Genomic DNA, 20,315 nt, shown 5'->3' with positions numbered 1-20,315 from the left:
CGCTTTCCTGAGGGGGTACGGGGGCTCACGGGCGCCGGAAGACGGCCAGCCGCAGCACCAGGAAGCGCACGGCGGTGACCAGCACGGAGGAGGCGGCCAGGACGAGCGCTTCGGCGCCCGTCGAGCCGTCCGGGCTGCTCTGGCGGTACAGCAGTACGGCGGCGGAGGTGACGAGGTAGCCCAGGACGAACAGGGCGCCCGCGCCCAGGTGTGCCCGTCCCACACCGGTCTCCGACCAGCGGAACGTCAGGCGGCGGTTGGCCTCGGTGTTGAGCACGGTGAGCACCAGCAGCGACACGAGGTTCGCCAGCACCGGCGGCCACCAGCCGCGCAGCAGCCAGTAGAGCAGCGCCTGCCCGATGGTCGAGACGATGCCGATGGCGACGAAGCAGCCGACCTCCCAGGTAAACCGGGACCGGCCGGTGTCGGGGGCCAGCACCGCGTCCGGGTGTTCGGCGGCCGGGGCGGGACGGCGCGGCAGCGCGACCCGGGCGGCGCCGGACGCCTTCAGCCGCGCCATCCGGTACAGGCCCCGCAGATCGTCGGTGGCGGTGCCGACGACGTCGACCCGGGTGTCCACGTCCTCCACCCAGTCGACCGGGACCTCGTGGATGCGCAGCCCGTTGTGCTCGGCCAGCAGCAGGAGTTCGGTGTCGAAGAACCAGGCGTCGTCCCGCGTCTTCTCCAGCAGCGGGCGCAGCACCTCCGTACGGGCCGCCTTGAAGCCGCACTGCGCGTCGCTGAACCGGGCCCCGTGGGTCAGCCGGATCAGCCCGTTGTAGCAGCGCGAGATCGCCTCGCGGCGGGGCCCGCGCACGGTCCGCGCGCCGGACGCCAGCCGACTGCCGATGGCCAGGTCGGAATGGCCGCTGGCCAGGGGTGCGATCAGGGGCAGCAGCCCGTCGAGCCCGGTCGACAGGTCGACGTCCATGTACGCGACGATGTCGGCCTCGCTGGCGCCCCACACCGTACGCAGCGCCAGGCCACGGCCCTTGCGGTCCAGGTGGAACACGTCCACGCCGGGCAGTTCGCGGGCCAGTTCCGTCGCCACCTCGAAGGTGCGGTCGACGCTGGCGTTGTCCGCCACCGTGATCCGCCAGGGGAACGGCAGTTGCTCACGCAGCTTGGTGTGCAGGGTGCGCAGGCAGCCGGGCAGGGCCCGCTCCTCGTTGTAGACGGGAACGACGATCTCGACGGTGGTGGTGTGCACCTGGGGCGGCTCGGAGGGGCCGGGCCGGGCCGCGGGCTGGAAGCCATGAGCGACGCCCGGGCCATGGGATGTCTGGGGCATGGGGCAGAACCCTCGCGGCCCAACCAGGGAACTTCGCGACAGCGAGCTGGGAATTCGCCGAGAGTCCGCTGAGTCCTCGCTGAGAACTGTCGGCGAGGGCCGGGCGAGTGGTACCGCGGTACCACTGGCAGGCCGAAGTGTCCCCCGCGGTCCCAGTCCCGCGACCGGTGGCGCTCGTAGCGTCGAGCACATCAGTCGTGAGAAAGGCCCACCCATGATCGAAGCGCGTGAGTTGACGAAGCGGTACGGGGACAAGACGGTGGTCGACCGGTTGAGTTTCACCGTCAAGCCGGGTGAGGTGACCGGTTTCCTGGGCCCCAACGGCGCGGGCAAATCCACCACCATGCGCATGATCATCGGCCTGGACTCCCCCACCGGCGGCTCGGTCACCGTGGGCGGACGCGCGTACGCCCGCCACGCAGCGCCGTTGCGGGAGATCGGCACGCTGCTGGAGGCCAAGTCCGTCCACCCGGGGCGCACCGCGGTCAGCCATCTGATGACGCTCGCGCACACCCACGGCATCCCGCGCCGCCGGGTGGACGAGGTGATCGAGCTGGCCGGACTGGGCAGCGTGGCCGACAAGCGCGTGGGCGCCTTCTCGCTCGGCATGGGCCAGCGGCTCGGTATCGCGGCGGCCCTCCTCGGCGACCCGGCGGTCGTCATGCTCGACGAACCGGTCAACGGCCTCGACCCGGAGGGCGTGCTGTGGGTACGCAATCTCCTGCGCGGGCTGGCCGACGAGGGCCGGGCCGTGATGCTCTCATCGCATCTGATGAGCGAGACCGCGCTGATCGCCGACCATCTGGTGATCATCGGACGTGGCCGTCTGCTCGCGGACACCACGGTGGACGACTTCGTCCGGGAGGCCGGTGGCGGTGGCGGCGGCGCAGGTGGAGGGGTACGGGTCGCCACCGCCGAGGCCACGAAGCTGCGTTCGCTGCTGGCAGGCCCGGATGTCACGATCAGCTCCTCCTCCGACGAGGAACTGCGGGTGGTCGGACGTGACGCCCGCGAGATCGGCGCGATCGCCGCCCGGCACGGGGTGGCGCTGTACGAACTCACCCCGCAGTCCGTCTCGTTGGAGCAGGCCTTCATGGAACTCACCCGCGACGCCGTCGAATACCACAGCGCTCCCGCCGAGCCCGAACGGAAGGCCGCCTGATGTCCACCACGCTTTCGGTGGCCCCTGCCCCCAAGACCGCCTACAAGGTGACCGGCCCGCGTGTCCTGCGTGCGGAGTGGGCCAAGTTCTGGTCCCTGCGCTCCAGCTGGATCACGCTGGGTGTCGCCGTCGTCCTGCTGATCGTCTTCGGGGCGATCGCCGCCGCCACCTACAGCCCGGACGCCGTCGCCACCAGCGGTCCGCCCGGCCCGGGGAGCAGCGGTGCCAGCAGTGACGCGGTCGGCCTCGCCCTGACCGGTGTGTCCTTCGCGCAGCTGGCCATCGGCGTGCTCGGGGTGCTGCTGTCGGCGGGCGAGTACAGCACCGGCATGATCCGGTCCACGCTCGCCGCGGTGCCGCGACGGCTGCCGGTCCTGTGGTCGAAGGGCCTGGTGATCGGGCCGATCGCGCTGGTCCTCACCACGATCGCCGCGGTGGCCGCGTTCCAGCTGGGCACCCCTGGCCTCGACGGCGAGAAGATCGCGCTGTCCCTGGGCGACGACGGTGTGCTGCGCAGCCTGGCGGGCGCGGGCGTCTACCTGGGTCTGGTGGCGGTGTTCGGCGTGGCCCTGGGCATGCTGATCCGCTCGTCCGCCGGGGCCATCGCGGCCCTGGTCGGCACCCTGCTCATCCTCCCCGGCCTGGCCTCGCTGCTGCCCGACGCGTGGTACGACACGATCACCCCGTACTTCCCCAGCAACGCGGGGTCGGCCGTCTACGCCCTGCACCAGTCCGCCGACTCCCTCTCGCCCGGGGCGGGGCTCGCCGTGTTCGCGGGGTGGGTGGCGCTGGCCCTCGCGGGGGCGGCGTACCGGCTCGTACGCACCGACGCGTGACCCACGGACCGAGGACGCTGAGGACACCAGGGACACCGAGGACAATGGTGGCGATGAGTCCGGAACACGCGGCAGCCGCCGCCGACACCGCCCGGGGGACGGCGCTCCCGCCGTCCCCCGGGTTCGACGCCGCCTGGGCGCATCCGGTCCTGGGCCGTCTGCTGCGCGGTCAGCGGGAGCGGCAGCGGCTGGACCGGCGGCATCCGTGGCTGCTGGACACCGCCGTGGTGCTGTTCGTGGTCCTGGTCAGCGTGCCCGACCTGGTGTGGGGCAGTGGCAGCTCGCCCTTCGGGGACACGGACTCCCGCGACCAGCTGCCGTCCGCCGTCCCGTTCGTCTTCACCGCCGCGCTCGCCGTGCCGCTGTGGTGGCGGCGCAGGGCTCCGGCCGTCACCTTCTTCGTGATCGCGCTGGTGTCCCTGGCCCAGTGGTCGCTGGGCCTGTGGCTGCCGTCCGGTATCAGCGCCCTGATCACCCTGTACACCCTGGCCCGGCAGGGTTCGCTGCGGGTGCTGGGCTGGGCCGTCGCGGTTGCGGCCACCAATGTGGTGTTGGCCGTGTGTGTCCTGGTGCCGGTCCGCCATCCGCTGCCCGGCGTGTTCTTCCTGCTGGGGACGGTGACGGCGGCCACCGCCGTCGGCCTGACGCTCCGTATCCGCCGGATGTATCTGGCGGCACTGGAGGACCGGGCCAGGCGGCTGGAGGTCGAGCAGGAGCAACGTGTCCGGCTCACCGCCGCCGCCGAGCGGTCCCGGGTGGCCCGCGAGATGCACGACATCGTCGGCCACAACCTCTCCGTCATGGTCAGTGTCGCGGACGGCGCCGCCACCCTCGCCGCCACCAGGCACGAGCGCTCCGCCGAGGCGCTGCGCATCCTCGGCGACACCGGCCGCCAGGCCATGGACGAACTGCGCCGGGTGCTGGGTGTCCTGCGGGAGGAGCGGGAGGACGCGACGTCGCTCAGCCCGCAGCCGGGGATCCGCGATCTGGACCCGCTGCTGACGCGGGTGCGGGCGGCGGGGCTGGCGGTCACCTACCGGACCGTGGGCGGCCTCGACGCGCTGGGCGACGGCGTACAGCTCACCGTGTACCGCGTCGTCCAGGAGGCGCTGACCAACACGCTCAAGCACGCGGGGACGGGCTCCGCCGCCGAGGTCACCGTGGCCGCCGACACCGGCACCGTACGGATCCGGGTGGCGGACACCGGACCACCGCCGGGCGCGCCGACCGGCGCGGGCGCGGGCTCAGGCGGCACCGGACACGGACCCGGACACGGCCTGGTCGGCATCCGCCAGCGGGCCGCCATGTACGGCGGTGCCGTCACCATCGGCCCGCGCACCGGCGGACACGGCTGGATCGTGGACGTCATGCTCGACGTGCCGTCCGCCCCAGCGGCACCAGGAGAGCGGCTGACATGACCACCGTGCTGATCGCCGACGACCAGCCGCTGCAGCGCCTCGGCTTCAGCATGCTCCTGGAGGGCACGCCCGGCCTGACACCGGTCGGCCAGGCCGAGCACGGCGCCGAGGCCGTCCGGCTCACCGCGGAACTGCGCCCCGACGTCGTCCTCATGGACATCCGCATGCCCGGTATGGACGGCCTGGAGGCCACGCGCCGGATCGTCGCCACCGGCGGCCGCACCCGGGTGCTCATCGTGACCACCTTCGACCTCGACGAGTACGCGTACGAGGGGCTGCGTGCCGGGGCCAGTGGCTTTCTGCTCAAGGACGCCCGCCCCGAGGAGGTCGTTGCGGGCATCCGCGCGGTCGCGACCGGCGACGCCGTCGTGGCTCCACGGCTGACCCGGCGGCTGCTGGACGCCTACGCCCACCAGGTGCTCGCACCGCCCGGCGCGCCCGCGCCCGAGGATCCCCGGCTACGGACGCTCAGCGACCGCGAACGGGAGGTGCTGGTCGCCATCGGCCAGGGCTGGACGAACGCGGAGATCGCGGATCGGTTCGTCCTTACCGAGTCCACGGTGAAGAAGCACGTCGGCCGGGTCCTCGCCAAGATCGGCGCCCGCGACCGCGTCCAGGCCGTGATCACGGCGTACGACACCGGGCTGGTCAGGGCGAAGCCGTAGGCGTCGGTGCGTCGCATACTGGCCACATGGCTGCTGCGGCGGGGCGGGAAGGTGAGGCGTTCCGGGAGTTCGTGCGGTTCGCGCCCCGGCTCGGCGGGATGGTCGCGTCCGCGGTGGGCTATCGCACCGGCGGGCTGCCACCGGCCGTGCACCGGGGGCTGCCCTCCCCCTGGCTGACGTTGATCTTCTCGCTGGACGGGCCCGTGACCAGCGGGCTCACCCTGGAGCAGGCGCGGGGCGCGGACGCGGTGCGGACCGACATCGTCGTGGGCGGGCTGCACCAGAGCCCGGCGTACATCATCCAGCCGGAGCACGAGAGCGGGGTGCAGCTGGCCGTGCACCCGCTGGCGGCGCGCAGGCTGCTCGGCCTGCCCGCGGGCGCGCTCGCGGAGCAGCTCGTGGTGTCGGGGACGGAGGTGCTGGGCGCGCGGGCCACGGAGATCCATGAGCGGATGCGGGAGCGACAGGGGTGGGAGGAGCGGTTCGCCCTCCTCGGCTCGTATCTGAGGGCGCGCGCGGCAGGGACGGACGGGGCCGCGCCGGTCCGACGCGAGGTGGTCGAGGCCTGGGCGTGGCTGGCCCGGCACCGGGGCGCGGGCACGCTGCGCGGGCTGGCCGAGCACGTGGCGCTCAGCCCTCGGCGGCTCACGGCGCTCTTCCGGGCCGAGACCGGTCTGAGCCCGAAGCAGGCCGCCCGGCTGATGCGGTTCGAGCACGCCAAGGCCACCGTGGCCGGGATCGTGGCCGCGGGCGGCTCGCCCGATCTGGCGCGGGTCGCGGCCGACTGCGGCTACTACGACCATTCGCATCTGGTGCGGGACTTCCGCCAGTACACCGGTGTCAGCCCCACGGCCTGGCTGGCCGAAGAGTGCCGGAATATCCAAGCGGGCGGGCACCGGAACGGCGAAGAGTGAAAGGCATGAACACCATGGAGAACCAGCAGCGTGCCCCGAGCGTCTGGCCGACCCTCCAGGCCCATGACGCGCCCGCCCTGATCGACTTCCTCGTCGGCACGGTCGGCTTCCTGCGCACCGCCGTGTACGAGGACGGCGACCGGGTGGCACACGCCCAGCTCGACTGGCCCGAGGGCGGCGCCATCATGCTCGGCTCCTACAAACCGGACAGCGCGGAATGGTGTCTGCGGCCGGGCACCTTCGGCGCCTATGTCGTCACCGACCACGTCGACGACCTGTATCAGCGGCTGAGCGCGGCCGGGGCGAAGGTCATCCGGGAGATCGCGGACCAGCCGTACGGCAGCCGCGAGTTCGCGATCGCCGACCCCGAGGGCAACAAGTGGTCGTTCGGCACCTACCGGGGCGAGCCCCGCCCGACGGGCTGATACGGCACGTGGCCGCCCGCCGGGCGACGGTCTCTCCGGCCACCTGCGGCAGGTGGCCGGAGAGGCCCGGTCACGGCATCAGCCGAGGTTGAGATCGAGGTTGGTCACATACCAGACGTCCTTGATCTTGGTGGACTCCACCTTCACGTCCAGCTGCCCCGGCTTCACCCCGGTGGAGTTGGACACGATGACCTTGTCGAGCGTCTGCCCGTCGATGGTGATCTTGTCGGCGGGAATCGTCGCCTTGTCCCCGGTGGCCGGGGTCTTGGCGACCTCGACCTTCGGCTCGCCCGTGGACTGCTTGGGCGTGAACGACTCATGGAACCTGGTGACGCTCTCGCGCAACTGCCGCACCTCAGGGGCGTCGCTGCCGCACCTCTCCGGGGTGCCGACCTGCGCGGGCGACGCCCCCTTAGCCGGGGCCGCCATCACCAGACACCCTTCCTTCGGCTTCTTCTTCACGACCGCGGTCACCCACGTGGCCACCGCCTCCTCGGCCGTGGCCTGGCGGGGCTCCGAGGCCTGCGAATCCGCCGACCCCTCCCCCTTCTTCTCCGCCCCGGTGCCGGTCGAGTTGCTCGCCACCGGCTTCTTCTCCACGGTGCCGGAGTCCGATTCCGCCTCCTTGGAGCAGCCCGTGACCCCGACGACGGCCGCCACCACGGCGGCCCCGGCGATCCAGCGGACGGTTCTGTTCCTGTAGCCCTCTGACACGCTTTCAGGAGCCTTTCCATAGACATCTATACGGCCGATGTCACCCCGAGGCGTCTCTGACCGAGACGCCACATCGCCCATGGAGACGAGCGGGGCGACGGAATGGTTCGCCGCCCCGCCACACTCACTGAGCCGTACCGGCCAGCAGCCAGCGCCGTACGCGTACTTCCAGCAGCACACGGGCGCCACCCGGGCGCGTGGGTGCGGTGACGTCCCATGCGTACTTCCCCTGGAACGCGGACACAACTCCGCACGTTTACGACCTTGACCGCGCCGCGATCCGCGCCGATCCATCGGGTGTGACTGGCCACGAGCCCTGACCGGCTGACAAGATCATTTTGGATCACACCGCACACCGGCAAGCGAAGGGCGGACATTTGTCCGAGAAGTTCGGCCACGAGGAGTACGACTACATCATCGTCGGGGCCGGTTCGGCCGGTTGCGTGCTCGCGGCGCGGCTGTCCGAAGACCCGGAGAGAACGGTCCTCCTCCTGGAAGCCGGGGCGGCGGACACCAAGGCGGAGCTGGCCGTGCCACCCGCCTGGCCCGCGCTGTGGGGTACGGAGGTCGACTACGCGTACACCACCGTGCCGCAGGCCGGTACGGGCGGCCTGGCGCAACCGTGGCCCCGGGGCCGGACGCTGGGCGGGTCGAGTGCCATCAACGCGATGGTGTTCCTGCGCGGACACCGCAACGACTTCGACCGCTGGGCGGCGGCCGGTTGCACGGGATGGGGGTACGACGCGCTCCTGCCGTACTTCCGGCGGATGGAGACCGTCTCCGGTAAGGACCCGGAGTTCCGTGGCGACAGCGGCCCGATGCGTCCGGCGCAGGCGCGGGAAGGCAACCCGCTCTCGCAGGTCTTCGTCGACGCCGCCGCGTCGGCCGGACACCCGACGACCGACGACTTCAACGGCGCCGACCAGGAGGGCGTCGGCTGGCACGACCTGAGCATCGCGGACGGCAAGCGGCAGAGCACCGCGAACGCCTATCTGCACCCGGTCAGCGCGCAGCGGCCGAACCTGACGGTCTCCACCGACTCGCGCGCGCACCGGCTGCTCGTCGAGGGCAACCGGTGTACGGGCGTGGAGTTCCGGCGGGGCGGTGAGCCGGTCACCGCGCACGCCCGTGGCGAGGTGATCCTCAGCTCCGGCGCCGTCGACTCGCCCCGGCTGCTTCTGCTGTCGGGCATCGGACCGGCCGACGAACTGCGGCAGGCCGGGGTGGACGTCCGCCACGACCTGCCCGGCGTGGGGCGCAATCTGCACGACCATCCGCTGTGCGGGGTCGTCTACGAGGCGAGCAGGCCGGTCCCGGACGGACTCACCAACCACGCCGAGACCTCGATGCTGTGGCGCAGCGACGCGTCCGCTCAGGGCCCCGACATGCAGCTGATGTTCATTCATGTGCCGTTCCACCCACCGGGCATGGAGGCACCGCAGAACAGCTTCACCCTCGGAGTGGCGACCGTGCCCGAGAGCCGGGGCTCGGTACGCATCGCCGACGCCGACCCGGACACGCCGCCGCTGATCGATCCGAACTACCTCGGCGAGGAGTCGGACGTCCGGCGCATGCTGCACGGCATCGAGGTGGCGCGGGACATAGCGGCCGCGGGCCCCTTCGCGGCGTGGCGCTCGCGCGAGGTGCTCGCCGGGGACGACGTCAAGGACGAGGCAGGCCTGCGCGCCTTCCTGGCGCGCGGCACCGGAACGTACTACCACCCCGTGGGCAGCTGCGCGATGGGGGTCGGCGAGGACGCCGTGGTCGCCCCGGATCTGACCGTGCACGGCCTTGAGGGGCTGCGGGTGGTGGACGCGTCGGTCATGCCGACGATCGTCTCCGTCAACACGAACCCCGCGACGATCGCCATCGCGGAAAAGGCGGCCGACCTCATCCGCCAGGCGGCGTAACCCGGTCACGCCCTCGCCCCGGGGCCCCTCGCGCGGGCCCCGGGGCCGGGAGCCCTCTGCGGAGGCGCAGCGCGGCCCGCTCGGCGACCCTGGGGATGTGACCCACCAGTCCCATGCGCATGACACGCGGCGCGTCGACTACAGCGGCGCGGTGTACGGCTCGCTGCTCGCCGCCTCCGTGGTGGCCGGTGTCGGCAGCCTCGGCTCGTATCCACGACTGGAACTCGTGTTGCTCCTGCTCTGCACGGGAGTGGTGTTCTGGGCCGCACACGTCTTCTCCCGCCTCTTCGGCATCCGGATGGCGCAGGAGCCTGGAAGCCGGGAGACGGTTCGCCGCGTGTGCGCCGACGAGCGGCCCATCCTCGAGGCGGCCGTGCCACCAGCCGTTGCCGTGGCGATCAGTCCCCTCTTCGGGCTGGGCATCGAGGGCGCGGCATGGCTGGCGCTCGGTGTCGCGCTGGCGGGACAGGTCGGCTGGGCAGCGCTGGCCGCCGTCCGCGTCGGCGCCCCGCGCCGTCTGGTCCTGATCGCCGGTGCGGCCAATCTGCTCCTCGGCTTGGTCATCGTGATCTTCAAAGTCGCACTCCAGCACTGACCCGACGCTGGCCCGCCGCTGGTCAGGGCGCATGTGGCTGGGCACTCCGTGTGCGCCTCGCGTGCTACGCCCCTGCCGGGGGGGGGAAGGCGATCATGTACGTCAGTACGCCCCGAACGACCAGAAGACGCCCACCTCGTCGTCGGACACGGCGATCACACCCAGATCCTCGAACAGGTCGAGACCGTTGAGGTATGCGGAGGTGAGGAAGGTGTGGGAGGTAGTGCCCTGGAGGCCCGCCGCGAGGAAGTCCGGGGCCGGGCCCGAGGCGGCGGCCGTCGCGTTGGTCCAGTAGCGCGCCGTGGTTCCGTACCTGCCGAGCAGGGTTCGGGCGTCCGACAGCACGACGTCCCGATCCGGGCGGAAGCGCACGGGCACGGGTTCCGCCTGCCATTCCTCGGCCATGACTGCGAGCGCGGCGACCGCCGCCTCCGCGTCCAGGGGATACAGGCGGTCGGGGAACTCCGACGCCGCCGGAGGGTCGAAGGGGTAGGCGGGCACCGTGTGGCGGGCGGCGTTGTCGTGGTCCCAGTCCAACCGGACCAAGCCCCGGGGGTCGGGCACCGACCGGTGCAGCACGGCAAGGACGTCGTGCGCCCAGCCCTCGTGCCGACGGGGACCGGCGGCCGCGAAGGTGTAGGTGTCGCCGAGCAGACGCAGTGCCGCCGCGTTCCAGGGACAGCGGCGGCTCCGGAACTCGGGCAGCTGGCTGCCCACTTGGCGATCAGGACTGTCCACATCACGATCATCCCATCACGGGCCCACTCGACGAAGTCTTTCCCAGCCGTCCGACGCGGGGGGCGCCGGGATACTTCCGGGAAGGTCGTGTTCATGTCACGCTATGGGAGCGCTCCCATAGCGTGACCACACGCCATCCTCAAAGGAGAGACATGGCTCTTCCACAACGGCACGGCCGACGCCGCGTGACGGCGCTCGGGCTGGGGCTCTTGGCCGCCACCGTCATGACGATGGCCGGGACGGCCGGTGCGGCGACCGGCCCCGCTCAGGACCGGACGGCGCCCGGCTCCGCCAAGGCCCCGACCGCGACCGGCTCCGCCAAGGCCTCCACCCTGGGCGCCCAAGCGGCCCAGTCCGGGCGGTACTTCGGGGCCGCCGTGGCCGCGGGCAAGCTCGGGGACGCCACGTACACGGGGATCCTGGGCCGGGAATTCAACATGGTCACCCCGGAGAACGAGATGAAGTGGGACACGATCGAGCGCTCCCGGGGCTCGTTCAACTTCGCTCCCGCCGACCAGATCGTCAACCACGCCACCTCGCGCGGACAGCGATTACGGGGACACACCCTGGTCTGGCACTCCCAGCTCCCCAGCTGGGTCAGCTCCATCGGCGACGCCACCACCCTGCGCAGCGTCATGAAGAACCACATCACCACCACGATGGCCCACTACAAGGGCAAGATCTACGCGTGGGACGTGGTGAACGAGGCGTTCGCCGACGGCGGCAGCGGCCAGCACCGCCCCTCGGTGTTCCAGAACGTACTGGGCAACGGCTTCATCGAGGAGGCCTTCCGCGCCGCACGGTCGGCCGACCCGGCGGCCAAGCTCTGCTACAACGACTACAACATCGAGAACTGGACCGACGCGAAGACCCAGGCCGTCTACCGCATGGTGCGCGACTTCAAGGCGCGCGGGGTGCCCATCGACTGCGTCGGCCTCCAGGCCCACTTCGGAACCGGCGGCCCGCCGTCCAGCTTCCAGACCACCCTGTCCAGCTTCGCCGCCCTCGGCGTGGACGTGCAGATCACCGAGCTGGACATCGCGCAGGCGCCGACGACCGCGTACGCGAACACCGTCAAGGCCTGCATGAACGTCCCGCGCTGCAACGGCATCACCGTCTGGGGCATCCGGGACCGCGACTCGTGGCGCGCCGGGGAGAACCCGCTGCTCTTCGACAACAACGGCAACAAGAAGCCCGCCTACAACGCCACGCTCACCGCGATGGGCGGCACCCCGGCGGCCAAGGCCACACCCACCACCACGCCCAAGAAGGCGTCCGCACTGCCCTCCACCTTCCGCTGGAACTCCAGCGGCATCCTGATGTCCCCGAAGCCGGACGCCACCCACAACATCGCCGGACTCAAGGACCCGACGGTGGTCCGCCACAACGGCAAGTGGCACGTGTTCGCCAGCGTGGCCAGCGCCTCCGGCTACAACCTGGTCTACCTGAGCTTCACCGACTGGTCCCAGGCGGCCTCGGCCACCCATCACTACCTGGACCGCAGCGGCATCGGAACCGGCTACCGGGCCGCGCCGCAGGTGTTCTTCTTCGCACCCCAGAACACGTGGTACCTCGTCTACCAGACCGGGAACGCCTCGTACTCGACCAACAGCGACATCAGCAACCCGAACGGCTGGAGCGCCCCGCGCCACTTCTACTCCTCGATGCCGGACATCATCAAGCAGAACATCGGCAACGGCTACTGGGTGGACATGTGGGTGATCTGTGACAGCGCCAACTGCTACCTGTTCTCCTCCGACGACAACGGACACCTGTACCGCTCGCAGACCACCCTGGCCCAGTTCCCGAACGGGTTCACCAACACCGTCATCGCGGCCCAGGACTCCAACAAATACGCCTTGTTCGAAGCGAGCAACGTCTACAAGGTGCAGGGCAGCAATCAATACCTGCTGATAGTCGAGGCGATCGGATCGGACGGCAAACGCTACTTCCGCTCCTGGACCTCCGGCAGCATCGCGGGCTCGTGGACCCCGCTGGCCGCCTCCGAGAGCAATCCGTTCGCGCGGGCCAACAACACCACCTTCCCCGCGGGCGCCTGGACCAAGGACGTCAGCCACGGCGAGCTGATCCGTGCCGGAACCGACCAGACGCTCACCGTCAACCCGTGCAAGCTCCAGTACCTCTACCAGGGCATGAGCCCGAACGCCAGCGGTGACTACAACACCCTGCCGTGGCGCCTCGGCCTCCTCACCCAGACCAACTCCACCTGCTGACCCCGGAAGCCGCCTCCCCCTTGCCGTCCTCCTTGTCTCCGCCACCGTGGCGGCGACAGGAGGCGGCCCCGGGCGGCCTTTTCACCGCCACTTCGCCAGGTAGGGGGCCAGATGATGGAGGCGCGTGTGGTAGTCCGGGTGGGTGGACAGCAGCTTGTCGATCATGATCAGGCGGCTGGTTGGAGCCCGTCCCGTCGCACCGGACATGCTCGCGGCTCCGCCGCAGCCGGAAGTGGCGGCGACCATGCGACGACGCTCGGCCTCCGCTTCCCCGCTCCGCATCGTGTGCAGCACCTCGGCGAGCATGGGACCGAAACCGAGCGCCGCCGCATACCGGTCGGCCCGTAGTTCGGCTTGGCGGGCCAGTGCCGCCATCGGGTACGGCGCCACCACCAGCACCAGCAGAACGAACCAGTAGGACAGCGCGAGCGCCACCAGAACGCTGCCCACCGCCAGGACGAGCACCAGTGCCACACAGCCATTGAGCCGTCGGCCGACCCGGAGCGCGTGCCGGGCCAGCCGCCGGACGACGGCCCAGGCGATCCGTCCCGGCGCGGAGTACCACTCGCCCAGCAGCGAAGACCACGCGTGTCCGCCGACGTGGTGCCCCAGTTCATGGGCGAGGACCGCGGCGAGCTGGTCGCTGGGCAGGTGTTCGAGGGAATACCCGGTGACGCTGACGATGTGGCCCGCCGCGGCGACGGCGTTGATGGCGTCGCTGTCCTGGATCCACAGCTCGTAGGCCCTGCCGTCGATGCCCGCCCTGGCCGTCACCTCCCGCCAGACCGGTTCCAGTCGGCTGCGTTCCCGAGGGGTCGGGTAGCGCAAGTCGAGCAGGTGGCGGGCAAGGGCGCTCTCGGTGGGCCGGTGGAACGCCAGCGCGCCCGTGGCCAGCCACGCCAGAACGACGACCCAGCCCGCGGTCGAGAGCAGGGCGCAGGAGACCAGCGCCACGAGCAACAGGCTGGCGGCACACCACGGCAGGTACAGCAGGAGTCGTCCCATGGCCGTCGCGTCGGTCCACCGTTGCCGATCGGAAAGGTGCACCCGGCCTGACCGGCCGAAGTCCATGTCCTGCGGACGGGAGCCCACAGGACCGGGATCCGGAGGCCGGTCATCGGGGTATGTAGGCGGCTCCTCACCGGGATAAGGCGGTGGCTCCTCGCCGGGATAGGGCGGTGGCGGAGGCAGATCGGAACCGGTGGGGTCGGGTGGAGTGGCCATGGAGTGTCTTCCCCTACGTACGAACGGGACGTGTCCGGATGGTGCGGCGAGCCGGCGACGTTCAGCGGATGGTCAGCGCGGCGGGCATCAGCACCACCCCCGCGCAGAAGGCGGCCAGGCCCGCGCGTATCCAGCGGTGTTTGCTGCCGACGATGCGGCTGTTCTGGGCGAGGGCTTCCAGCAGACCGCCGGTGGGATCCTCCTCGGTGGCGTCGAGCGCCTCGGCCAGCACGCCCTGGTCCGCGGCGCGGCGGATGTCGTCGAAGTAGGTCAGCGGTCGCCCCGGGGCCCAGCGGCTGCTGCCGTACCGAGGCAGAACGGCCAGGAGGAGGCACACCAGCGATCCGGCCAACGCCGTCAGACCGACCCACAGCAGCCCGGTCCTGGTACCGGAGAGCCCGGACAACGCCCCGCCCTGGGCGGCGAGGAGAGCCCCGAGCAGACCCACCGTCATGCTGAGCGCACCCAGCAGCAGGGCGGCCTTGCTGTCGGCATGGGCCACTTCCGCTCGCACCTCTGCGAGCAGGCGCCCTCCCACACCGGGCCCGCCCGCTGCCCTGCCGCCGCTCACGCCTCGTCCGCCGTGGATTCGGCGTGTCCGCCCCAGGGGAGCGAGCCCGGCATGGGCGGGGCCGGGGAGGCGCCGGGCAGACTGTGGGTGAGGAGTTCCTCGATGATCTGCACGGCCTGCTTGTTCAGGCCCGAACGCTGGTACTCCTCCATGTTCTCCCCCTTCAGGACCTCCAGGGCGACCTCGGTCTGGCTCTTGATGAGGGCCAGTTGGTCCGCGCGCAGGTTCTCCATCACCAGGCGCGAGTCCTCGGGGTGCCGCGCCAGATGGAGGGCCCAGGTCGCCACCCCACCGTGCTGGAGGTAGTACTCGTAGAACTCGATCTTCTTCGCCTCCAACTCCCGCAGTTCCGCTTCCTGGTGGCCCTGGAGCATGGCCAGGTCGTGTCCGTGCCGCGCCTGTGCCGTGTCACGCTCTGCCTGGAGGCGGTCCTCGCGCATCGCCAGGTCGTGCGAGTCACCCAACTCTTCGTCGGCATAGCGGATCCGGCGCAGCTCCCGCTGGTGAGCGAGGGCGTCGTCGTCCCGTCGCAGCTGGACGGTCCACGTCACGCGCAGCCCGATGTCGTCGGCCAGTGCGCCGGCCTTCGTGAGGATGTGGCGTACCGCGCCTTCGGCGGCGGCGCTGTGGTCGATGGAGAAACCGCAGCTGACGGGCCGCATCAGCTCCTCCAGACGCCGGGTGAGCAGGGCGGGCACATCCCGCTCACCGCTGGCGACGAACCGATCGGGCCGGTTGACCTGCCACGTCGTCTCCAGTGCGGTGGTGAAGTCGAAGGCGTCGTTGTCGCTCGGCAGCAGGAGCGTGGCGGCGCAGCGGTGGACGCCCATGTCCACTTCGTAGACGGCGGTGTACCGCTTGGTGGCGCATTCCGAGCGGGAGGGGCGACGGGGCGGCAGCCAGACGTCGTAGCCGCCCTTGCCGGTGGTGAACACCAGGGCGTTGTCGATCCGGCTGTGGTTCTTGCGGTAGTCGAACCGGGAAAGCGTGCGCACGGTGACCACCGGGTCGGCCAGGACGCTGTGCCGGTCCACGCCCTGGTCCCAGTCGAACTGGTGACGGGAGTCGGCCATGGTTCATGTCTCCTTGGTCTGCGTTCCAGTACTTCGTGGATGAGGGATGAGGGGTGAGAGAAGTGGGATGCCGGACCCGCGGCGCCTACAGCGCGGCCGACAGACGGGCTGCCACCGGCAGTGGGGCGTCGCCACGTCGGTCGCGCAGCGTCGCGAGGAGGTGTCCGATGCGTTTCCGGTCGTCTCCGGTGACGGCGAGAGCGGGAAGCAGCACCGCCAAGTGACGTTCGGCCTCCGGGTCCTGGTCCGCCTCGCGGACCCAGTCGCCCAACGCCTTCAGTGCTTCACCGGTGTAGCGCATGTCGTTCAGGACCGTGCGCCACAGCTGGGCGAGCTGACGGGCGTCCTCGGGGTCGCCCACCTCACCGGCCGTCGCGTACCACCGCAGGATCAGCAGGTCGTCGGTGTGCGTGCAGGCCAGCACGAAGGCCTGCAGCGCCAGCCGCCTGACCGGCGGCCCGTCCCCCAACAGTTCGACCATGTCCCGCAGTACCTGCTGGCGGACCGCGGGCGACTCATCGGTGAGCAGCAGCGCGACGGACTCCGCGATGTGCCGGGCCTCCTGCTCGTCCTCCCCCGTCCGGGCGGCGTCCGCCAGCGCCGCGAGCGCCTCGCGCGGCATCACCGCCCCCACCAGGGCGTAACCACGGATCGCCGTCCACCGCAGCCGTGGCTCGGACGCGTCGCTGTCGCACCAGGTCCGCAGGATCGCGGGGATGTTCGGGGCGCCTACGGCGTGCGCCGTCGCGAGGGCGTTGGCGGCCACCAGGCAGTCGCGGTAGCGCTTGGACTTCGCCCACCCCTCGATGAGCAGCGCCATCGCCGACGGCAGGTCCGCCTGGGCCAGCACCGCCGCGGCCACCGCCGCCCTGGTGCGCACCAGCGGCCGGCCGTCGTTCGCCAGCCGCTGGAGCCAGCGGATCAGGCCTGGGCGTGCCGAGGGGTGGCCGGTCCACACCTCGCGCAGCACCTCGGCGGCGACCCTGCCTTCCTGGAAGCGGGCCATGCGCTGGGTGACTGGCCCCCATTCGGTGTGCTCCTCCTGCCAGTACGCGGTGGCACGGGCGAGCCGCAATCGCTTGGTGATGGATGTCCCGAAGACGCCGACCCTAGCTCTCCGGTTGGCGTCCTCGGTGCCCTGGAACTGTGCGTACAGGTCGTCGCTGACCTCGGCGGTCAGCGCGTAAGCGGCCTCGTCGAACGCCGCGAGGGAGATCAGGAACGCCTTGTCCCGCAGGTCGGCCTCGTCGCCCCCGAACCACTCCCGCACCTGTTCCTGGATCATCAACCAGCCGAAGGCGGCCAATTCCTCAAGGCTTCGCCCGTCCTTCGCGTGGTCGGCCAAGGCCTTCGCGAACTCCGCGGCCTCGCGCAGCTGGTGGTCGGTCCGGCCGAGGAATTCCTGGGCGGGTGACAGGCCGAGCAGTTCGCGTTCGCGTGGCGGATCGTCCACCAGGTGGTGCAGATGTGAGCGAAGGACGGACTCGGGGGACGGCGGGTGCCACTCGACGGCGTCGACACCGTGCAGGACGGCGAACAGGTCAACGGTGATGACCAGGTAGGCGTCTTTCTCCTTGAGTTCGTCCCGCAGGGACCACAGGTCGATGTCGCGCAGCGGGGCATCGTGGTCGGTCACCAGGTCGAGGACGAGGTAGCCGCGCGTGTCGCCGGTCACCTGCTCGTTGAGCGCGGTCGGCCTGGTCTTCGGGTCGAGGGCTCGTACCGGTACGGCGTCCAGGGCGTGCAGCAGCATCAGGGCGGCGCTGCGCCGGCCGCTGAAGGGGGCGCCGGACAGCACGAGGACCCGCTGCTCGCGCAGCCGGTCCACCAGCGGGTGCACCAGCTCCTCGTAACCCGCGAACACCTGTGCCAGATCAGCGAGTTCGCTGTCGGGGATGGAACCAGAAGTGTGGGTGGCGGAGCCGAAGCGGTAGTGGTGCTGCTCGATCTTCGTGCCCAGAACGACATCGCCCGTGACGCTGCCGCCGCTCACACCCGTCTGATCGCCGCCGACCAGGCTGCCCCCGATGGCGGTCGGCGCGTGGCGGTGGAGTTCGCGCCGGGCCGCCCACGGGTCCTGGGGGCGGTCGTTCTCCTCCTCGGGCCGCTGCTCGTTCGCCTGCTCTGACTCCTCGGAACCCGGAGCGGTCTCGTCGAGGTGCTGGTCGGCCTTCTCCTCGGCGGCCGGTTGCTCGCTCATGCCCGCCCGCCGTTGTTCTCATGCCGGACGCTCCCCAGCACGACGTCGCCTGTGACGTTGCCGCCGCTCACGCCCGTCTGATCGCCGCCGACCAGACTGCCCCCGAAGGAACCGCCGTTGACGGTGATCCGCGCTCCGCCGGTGTCCGTACCGCTCGGTGCGGAGGGCCGTTCTGCGGCGTCCTCTCCCGCTTCCCGGGCCGCGCCCGGGGAGCCGTCCCGCCGAGCCGAATCCGGCGCGGTGGCGGCGGTGGCTCGCGGGAGCGGTCCGTGCAGCCACGCTTCGAGCCGGTCCTTCTTCACCGCCACGTCGACGTGGTGGAAGTCCGCTGCCCGCAGCCCGCGGTGACCGTGACGGACGACGCCGTGGTACACGGGTGCCGACACGCACAGCACGCAGTCCTCGTCACGCTGCTTGAGCGCTTCGCGCAGGACGTCGGCGTCGAGAAGTCGGCAGGACTGGTTCAGGTCGTGACCGACGAGCCCGCCGACCGTGCCGCGGTAGGGGTCGAGGGCCACCTCACCGGAAGCCAGGACCATCCGCAGCCGCATCTGGGCGCTGCTGGACGCCAGGCGGTTGTACGCGCTCAGCGAGTCCGGGACCGTGACCAGCAGCGAGCGCAGCAGCGCCGTCTTCGGGACCTCGGCGCTGACCAGGATGATCAGCCCGTCCCCCCGATCCTCCCGGTACTGCATGTTCGGCTCGACACCGGCCGCGGCGAGGGCGTCTTCGACCAGGCTGTGCAGGCTGCGGCGCAGGAACGTCTGCTCCACGTCGTCCCGGCGGCTGAAGTTCTCGATGTCCAGCAGCAGGATGGTGCGGTTGACGGGTTCTGTCAGGGCCAGTGTCATGCGTGCCTCTCGGAGACGGCTCGAACTCGGTCCGCAGCACTATCCCTTGAGGGTCTGACATCGGAGGAGGGACGTTGTCACACACCTTCTGTGACCGATGACGCACAAGGGCTAACCGCCACGTCCGATCAGACGCAGCTGATCCGGACGGACGATCACCAGCCCTCGGCGGCCGGTCCGTACGATGCCTCGTTCCCGCAACTCCCTCAGCAGCCGGGCCACCGCTTCACGCGAAGCTCCCACCGAGCCCGCCAGTTCGTGCTGGCTGAGGCCGCTGGTCAGCCGCACGCCTTCGGGTACCTGCGCGCCATGCGTGCGCGCCAGGTCCAGGAGCAGGAGGGACAACCGCTCCCGGGCTCCGAGCGCGCCCTGTTCCACGCGCTGCCGGTCACTGGCCCGGGTCCGGTCCGCGGTCAGGCTGAGGAGCTGGAGGGAGGTCGCCGGATGGGCCGCGAGATGGGCCAGGAAGCGGTCACGCTCGATCGTGACGGCCGCCACATCGTCAAGAGCCGTCACGGTGGCCGAGCGAGGGCGGCCGCTCACGGCGGAAGCCTCGCCGACGATGTCGCCCGGACCGCGCAGCGCGAGGAGGGCCTCATAGCCGTTCGCCGCCGTGTGGGTGACCTTGGTCCAGCCGCCGACCATGAGGATCACATGGGTGGACGGATCATCCTGCCGGACCAGGACCGTGCGCGGGCCGTACTTCACGGGACGTCCCAGCTCCAACAGGAGGACCCGCTCCGGGTGTTCCAGCCGGGCGAGGAACGGAACCTGATCGTCCAGACGACTGGCTCCGGTCGTGCCACCGGTATCCACCAGCAACCTCTCTCGTTCGCGTACGGGTCGGGCGGCTCGGGCGCCGCCCGGCGGACTGCGGGGTCAGCCGAGGAACGACAGCCTGACCTGACGGCGCGGGTTGTCGCCGTTGGTGTCGACCAGGCACACCGACTGCCACGTGCCGAGCGCCAGGGTGCCGCCGATGACCGGGAGGGTGGCGTGGGGCGGGACGATGGCCGGGAGGACGTGGTCGCGGCCGTGGCCCGGGGAGCCGTGGCGGTGGCGCCAGCGGTCGTCGGCGGGGAGCAGGTCGCGGAGGGCGGCGAGGAGGTCGGTGTCGCTGCCCGCGCCCGTTTCGAGGATCGCGATACCGGCGGTGGCGTGCGGGACGAAGACGTTGAGCAGGCCATCGGCGCCCCGCGCCACCTCGCGCAGATACGCCTCGCAGTCGGCGGTGAGGTCGGCGACGGTCTCGGTGCCGCCGGTGGTGATGTCGAGTGTGTGGGTGCGGAAAGTAGCCATGTCTCCATCCTCGTACGTGCTCGCTTAAAACTCCCGCAACAAAGGTCCGAGGGGCAAGACACCGTTGACCTGTGTCGGACGTCGTCGCTAGCTTCGAGGACATGCCTACGTCAGCCCTGCTCACCACGCGCGGTCATATCGACCTGCTGCGGGTGGCGTCCGCCACGTGTCCCGGCGCCTGCTGACTTTTTCGCG

The 20,315-nt window shown here is 71.0% G+C and carries 20 protein-coding genes; 10 read left to right on the top strand and 10 right to left on the bottom strand.

Annotated features, from left to right (window positions below):
• Positions 1 to 25 precede the first annotated feature (25 nt).
• The gene (locus ACWC5C_RS20210) at positions 26 to 1,291 is read right to left on the bottom strand and encodes a glycosyltransferase (protein WP_450877061.1); all 1,266 of its coding nucleotides are present in this window, start codon (positions 1,289 to 1,291) and stop codon (positions 26 to 28) included.
• Positions 1,292 to 1,505: 214 nt separating this feature from the next.
• On the opposite strand from ACWC5C_RS20210, the gene ACWC5C_RS20205 reads away from it, so the two are divergent.
• From ACWC5C_RS20205 to ACWC5C_RS20180, 6 genes are read left to right on the top strand one after another with little or no spacing between them, the layout of a single operon-like run.
• Positions 1,506 to 2,453 (top strand): ABC transporter ATP-binding protein, encoded by a 948-nt coding sequence (locus ACWC5C_RS20205; protein ID WP_450877059.1) that lies wholly within the window; start codon positions 1,506 to 1,508, stop codon positions 2,451 to 2,453.
• Positions 2,453 to 3,289 carry an ABC transporter permease gene (locus ACWC5C_RS20200; protein ID WP_450877057.1) on the top strand — a complete coding sequence of 279 codons (837 nt, stop codon included), beginning with the start codon at positions 2,453 to 2,455 and terminating at the stop codon, positions 3,287 to 3,289. Before ACWC5C_RS20205 ends, ACWC5C_RS20200 begins: the two co-directional genes overlap by 1 nt.
• Positions 3,290 to 3,342: 53 nt before the next feature.
• A complete protein-coding gene (locus ACWC5C_RS20195; RefSeq protein WP_450877055.1) occupies positions 3,343 to 4,707 on the top strand; it encodes a sensor histidine kinase in 1,365 nt (454 codons plus the stop codon).
• Entirely contained in the window at positions 4,704 to 5,372 is a 669-nt protein-coding gene (locus tag ACWC5C_RS20190) for a response regulator (protein ID WP_450877053.1), read from the top strand. The genes ACWC5C_RS20195 and ACWC5C_RS20190 overlap by 4 nt, the downstream gene beginning before the upstream one ends.
• Before the next feature lie 26 nt (positions 5,373 to 5,398).
• A complete protein-coding gene (locus ACWC5C_RS20185) occupies positions 5,399 to 6,286 on the top strand; it encodes a helix-turn-helix domain-containing protein (RefSeq protein ID WP_450877051.1) in 888 nt (295 codons plus the stop codon).
• A gap of 14 nt (positions 6,287 to 6,300) precedes the next feature.
• Positions 6,301 to 6,711 (top strand): VOC family protein, encoded by a 411-nt coding sequence (locus ACWC5C_RS20180; protein WP_450877356.1) that lies wholly within the window; start codon positions 6,301 to 6,303, stop codon positions 6,709 to 6,711.
• Positions 6,712 to 6,789: 78 nt separating this feature from the next.
• On the opposite strand, the gene ACWC5C_RS20175 is transcribed toward ACWC5C_RS20180, so the two are convergent.
• Complete coding sequence (locus ACWC5C_RS20175; protein ID WP_450877049.1) at positions 6,790 to 7,425, bottom strand: hypothetical protein; 636 nt, start codon at positions 7,423 to 7,425, stop codon at positions 6,790 to 6,792.
• A gap of 377 nt (positions 7,426 to 7,802) precedes the next feature.
• Between ACWC5C_RS20175 and ACWC5C_RS20170 the strand changes: the two genes are divergently transcribed.
• Positions 7,803 to 9,335: a GMC family oxidoreductase gene (locus ACWC5C_RS20170; RefSeq protein WP_450877047.1), complete on the top strand. Its 1,533-nt coding sequence runs from the start codon at positions 7,803 to 7,805 to the stop codon at positions 9,333 to 9,335.
• A gap of 97 nt (positions 9,336 to 9,432) precedes the next feature.
• Positions 9,433 to 9,930 (top strand): hypothetical protein, encoded by a 498-nt coding sequence (locus ACWC5C_RS20165; protein WP_450877045.1) that lies wholly within the window; start codon positions 9,433 to 9,435, stop codon positions 9,928 to 9,930.
• A gap of 102 nt (positions 9,931 to 10,032) precedes the next feature.
• Here ACWC5C_RS20165 and ACWC5C_RS20160 read toward each other — a convergent pair whose 3' ends face one another.
• The gene (locus ACWC5C_RS20160; protein ID WP_450877354.1) at positions 10,033 to 10,647 is read right to left on the bottom strand and encodes a hypothetical protein; all 615 of its coding nucleotides are present in this window, start codon (positions 10,645 to 10,647) and stop codon (positions 10,033 to 10,035) included.
• A 173-nt stretch (positions 10,648 to 10,820) separates the two neighbouring features.
• Between ACWC5C_RS20160 and ACWC5C_RS20155 the strand changes: the two genes are divergently transcribed.
• Entirely contained in the window at positions 10,821 to 12,902 is a 2,082-nt protein-coding gene (locus tag ACWC5C_RS20155) for a non-reducing end alpha-L-arabinofuranosidase family hydrolase (protein WP_450877043.1), read from the top strand.
• A gap of 81 nt (positions 12,903 to 12,983) precedes the next feature.
• On the opposite strand, the gene ACWC5C_RS20150 is transcribed toward ACWC5C_RS20155, so the two are convergent.
• The 7 genes from ACWC5C_RS20150 to ACWC5C_RS20120 form a co-directional block, all read right to left on the bottom strand.
• The gene (locus ACWC5C_RS20150; RefSeq protein ID WP_450877041.1) at positions 12,984 to 13,907 is read right to left on the bottom strand and encodes a M48 family metalloprotease; all 924 of its coding nucleotides are present in this window, start codon (positions 13,905 to 13,907) and stop codon (positions 12,984 to 12,986) included.
• 280 nt (positions 13,908 to 14,187) lie between these two features.
• Positions 14,188 to 14,628 carry a Pycsar system effector family protein gene (locus ACWC5C_RS20145; RefSeq protein WP_450877039.1) on the bottom strand — a complete coding sequence of 147 codons (441 nt, stop codon included), beginning with the start codon at positions 14,626 to 14,628 and terminating at the stop codon, positions 14,188 to 14,190.
• Positions 14,629 to 14,693: 65 nt separating this feature from the next.
• Positions 14,694 to 15,770, bottom strand: a complete 1,077-nt coding sequence (locus ACWC5C_RS20140) for a PE-PGRS family protein (RefSeq protein ID WP_450877037.1) — start codon at positions 15,768 to 15,770, stop codon at positions 14,694 to 14,696.
• Positions 15,771 to 15,855: 85 nt separating this feature from the next.
• Complete coding sequence (locus ACWC5C_RS20135) at positions 15,856 to 17,970, bottom strand: hypothetical protein (RefSeq protein WP_450877035.1); 2,115 nt, start codon at positions 17,968 to 17,970, stop codon at positions 15,856 to 15,858.
• Positions 17,967 to 18,821: a hypothetical protein gene (locus ACWC5C_RS20130; protein WP_450877033.1), complete on the bottom strand. Its 855-nt coding sequence runs from the start codon at positions 18,819 to 18,821 to the stop codon at positions 17,967 to 17,969. The genes ACWC5C_RS20135 and ACWC5C_RS20130 overlap by 4 nt, the downstream gene beginning before the upstream one ends.
• A gap of 111 nt (positions 18,822 to 18,932) precedes the next feature.
• A complete protein-coding gene (locus ACWC5C_RS20125; protein ID WP_450877032.1) occupies positions 18,933 to 19,637 on the bottom strand; it encodes a Crp/Fnr family transcriptional regulator in 705 nt (234 codons plus the stop codon).
• A 63-nt stretch (positions 19,638 to 19,700) separates the two neighbouring features.
• Positions 19,701 to 20,120: a YjbQ family protein gene (locus ACWC5C_RS20120; RefSeq protein WP_450877030.1), complete on the bottom strand. Its 420-nt coding sequence runs from the start codon at positions 20,118 to 20,120 to the stop codon at positions 19,701 to 19,703.
• Positions 20,121 to 20,221: 101 nt separating this feature from the next.
• Between ACWC5C_RS20120 and ACWC5C_RS20115 the strand changes: the two genes are divergently transcribed.
• Complete coding sequence (locus ACWC5C_RS20115) at positions 20,222 to 20,305, top strand: putative leader peptide (RefSeq protein ID WP_385436813.1); 84 nt, start codon at positions 20,222 to 20,224, stop codon at positions 20,303 to 20,305.
• Positions 20,306 to 20,315 lie beyond the last annotated feature (10 nt).

This window comes from Streptomyces sp. NPDC001700 (assembly GCF_053596435.1).
Note: the sequence above shows the minus strand (reverse complement) of the source record. Positions and strands in the feature narration are given on the sequence as shown.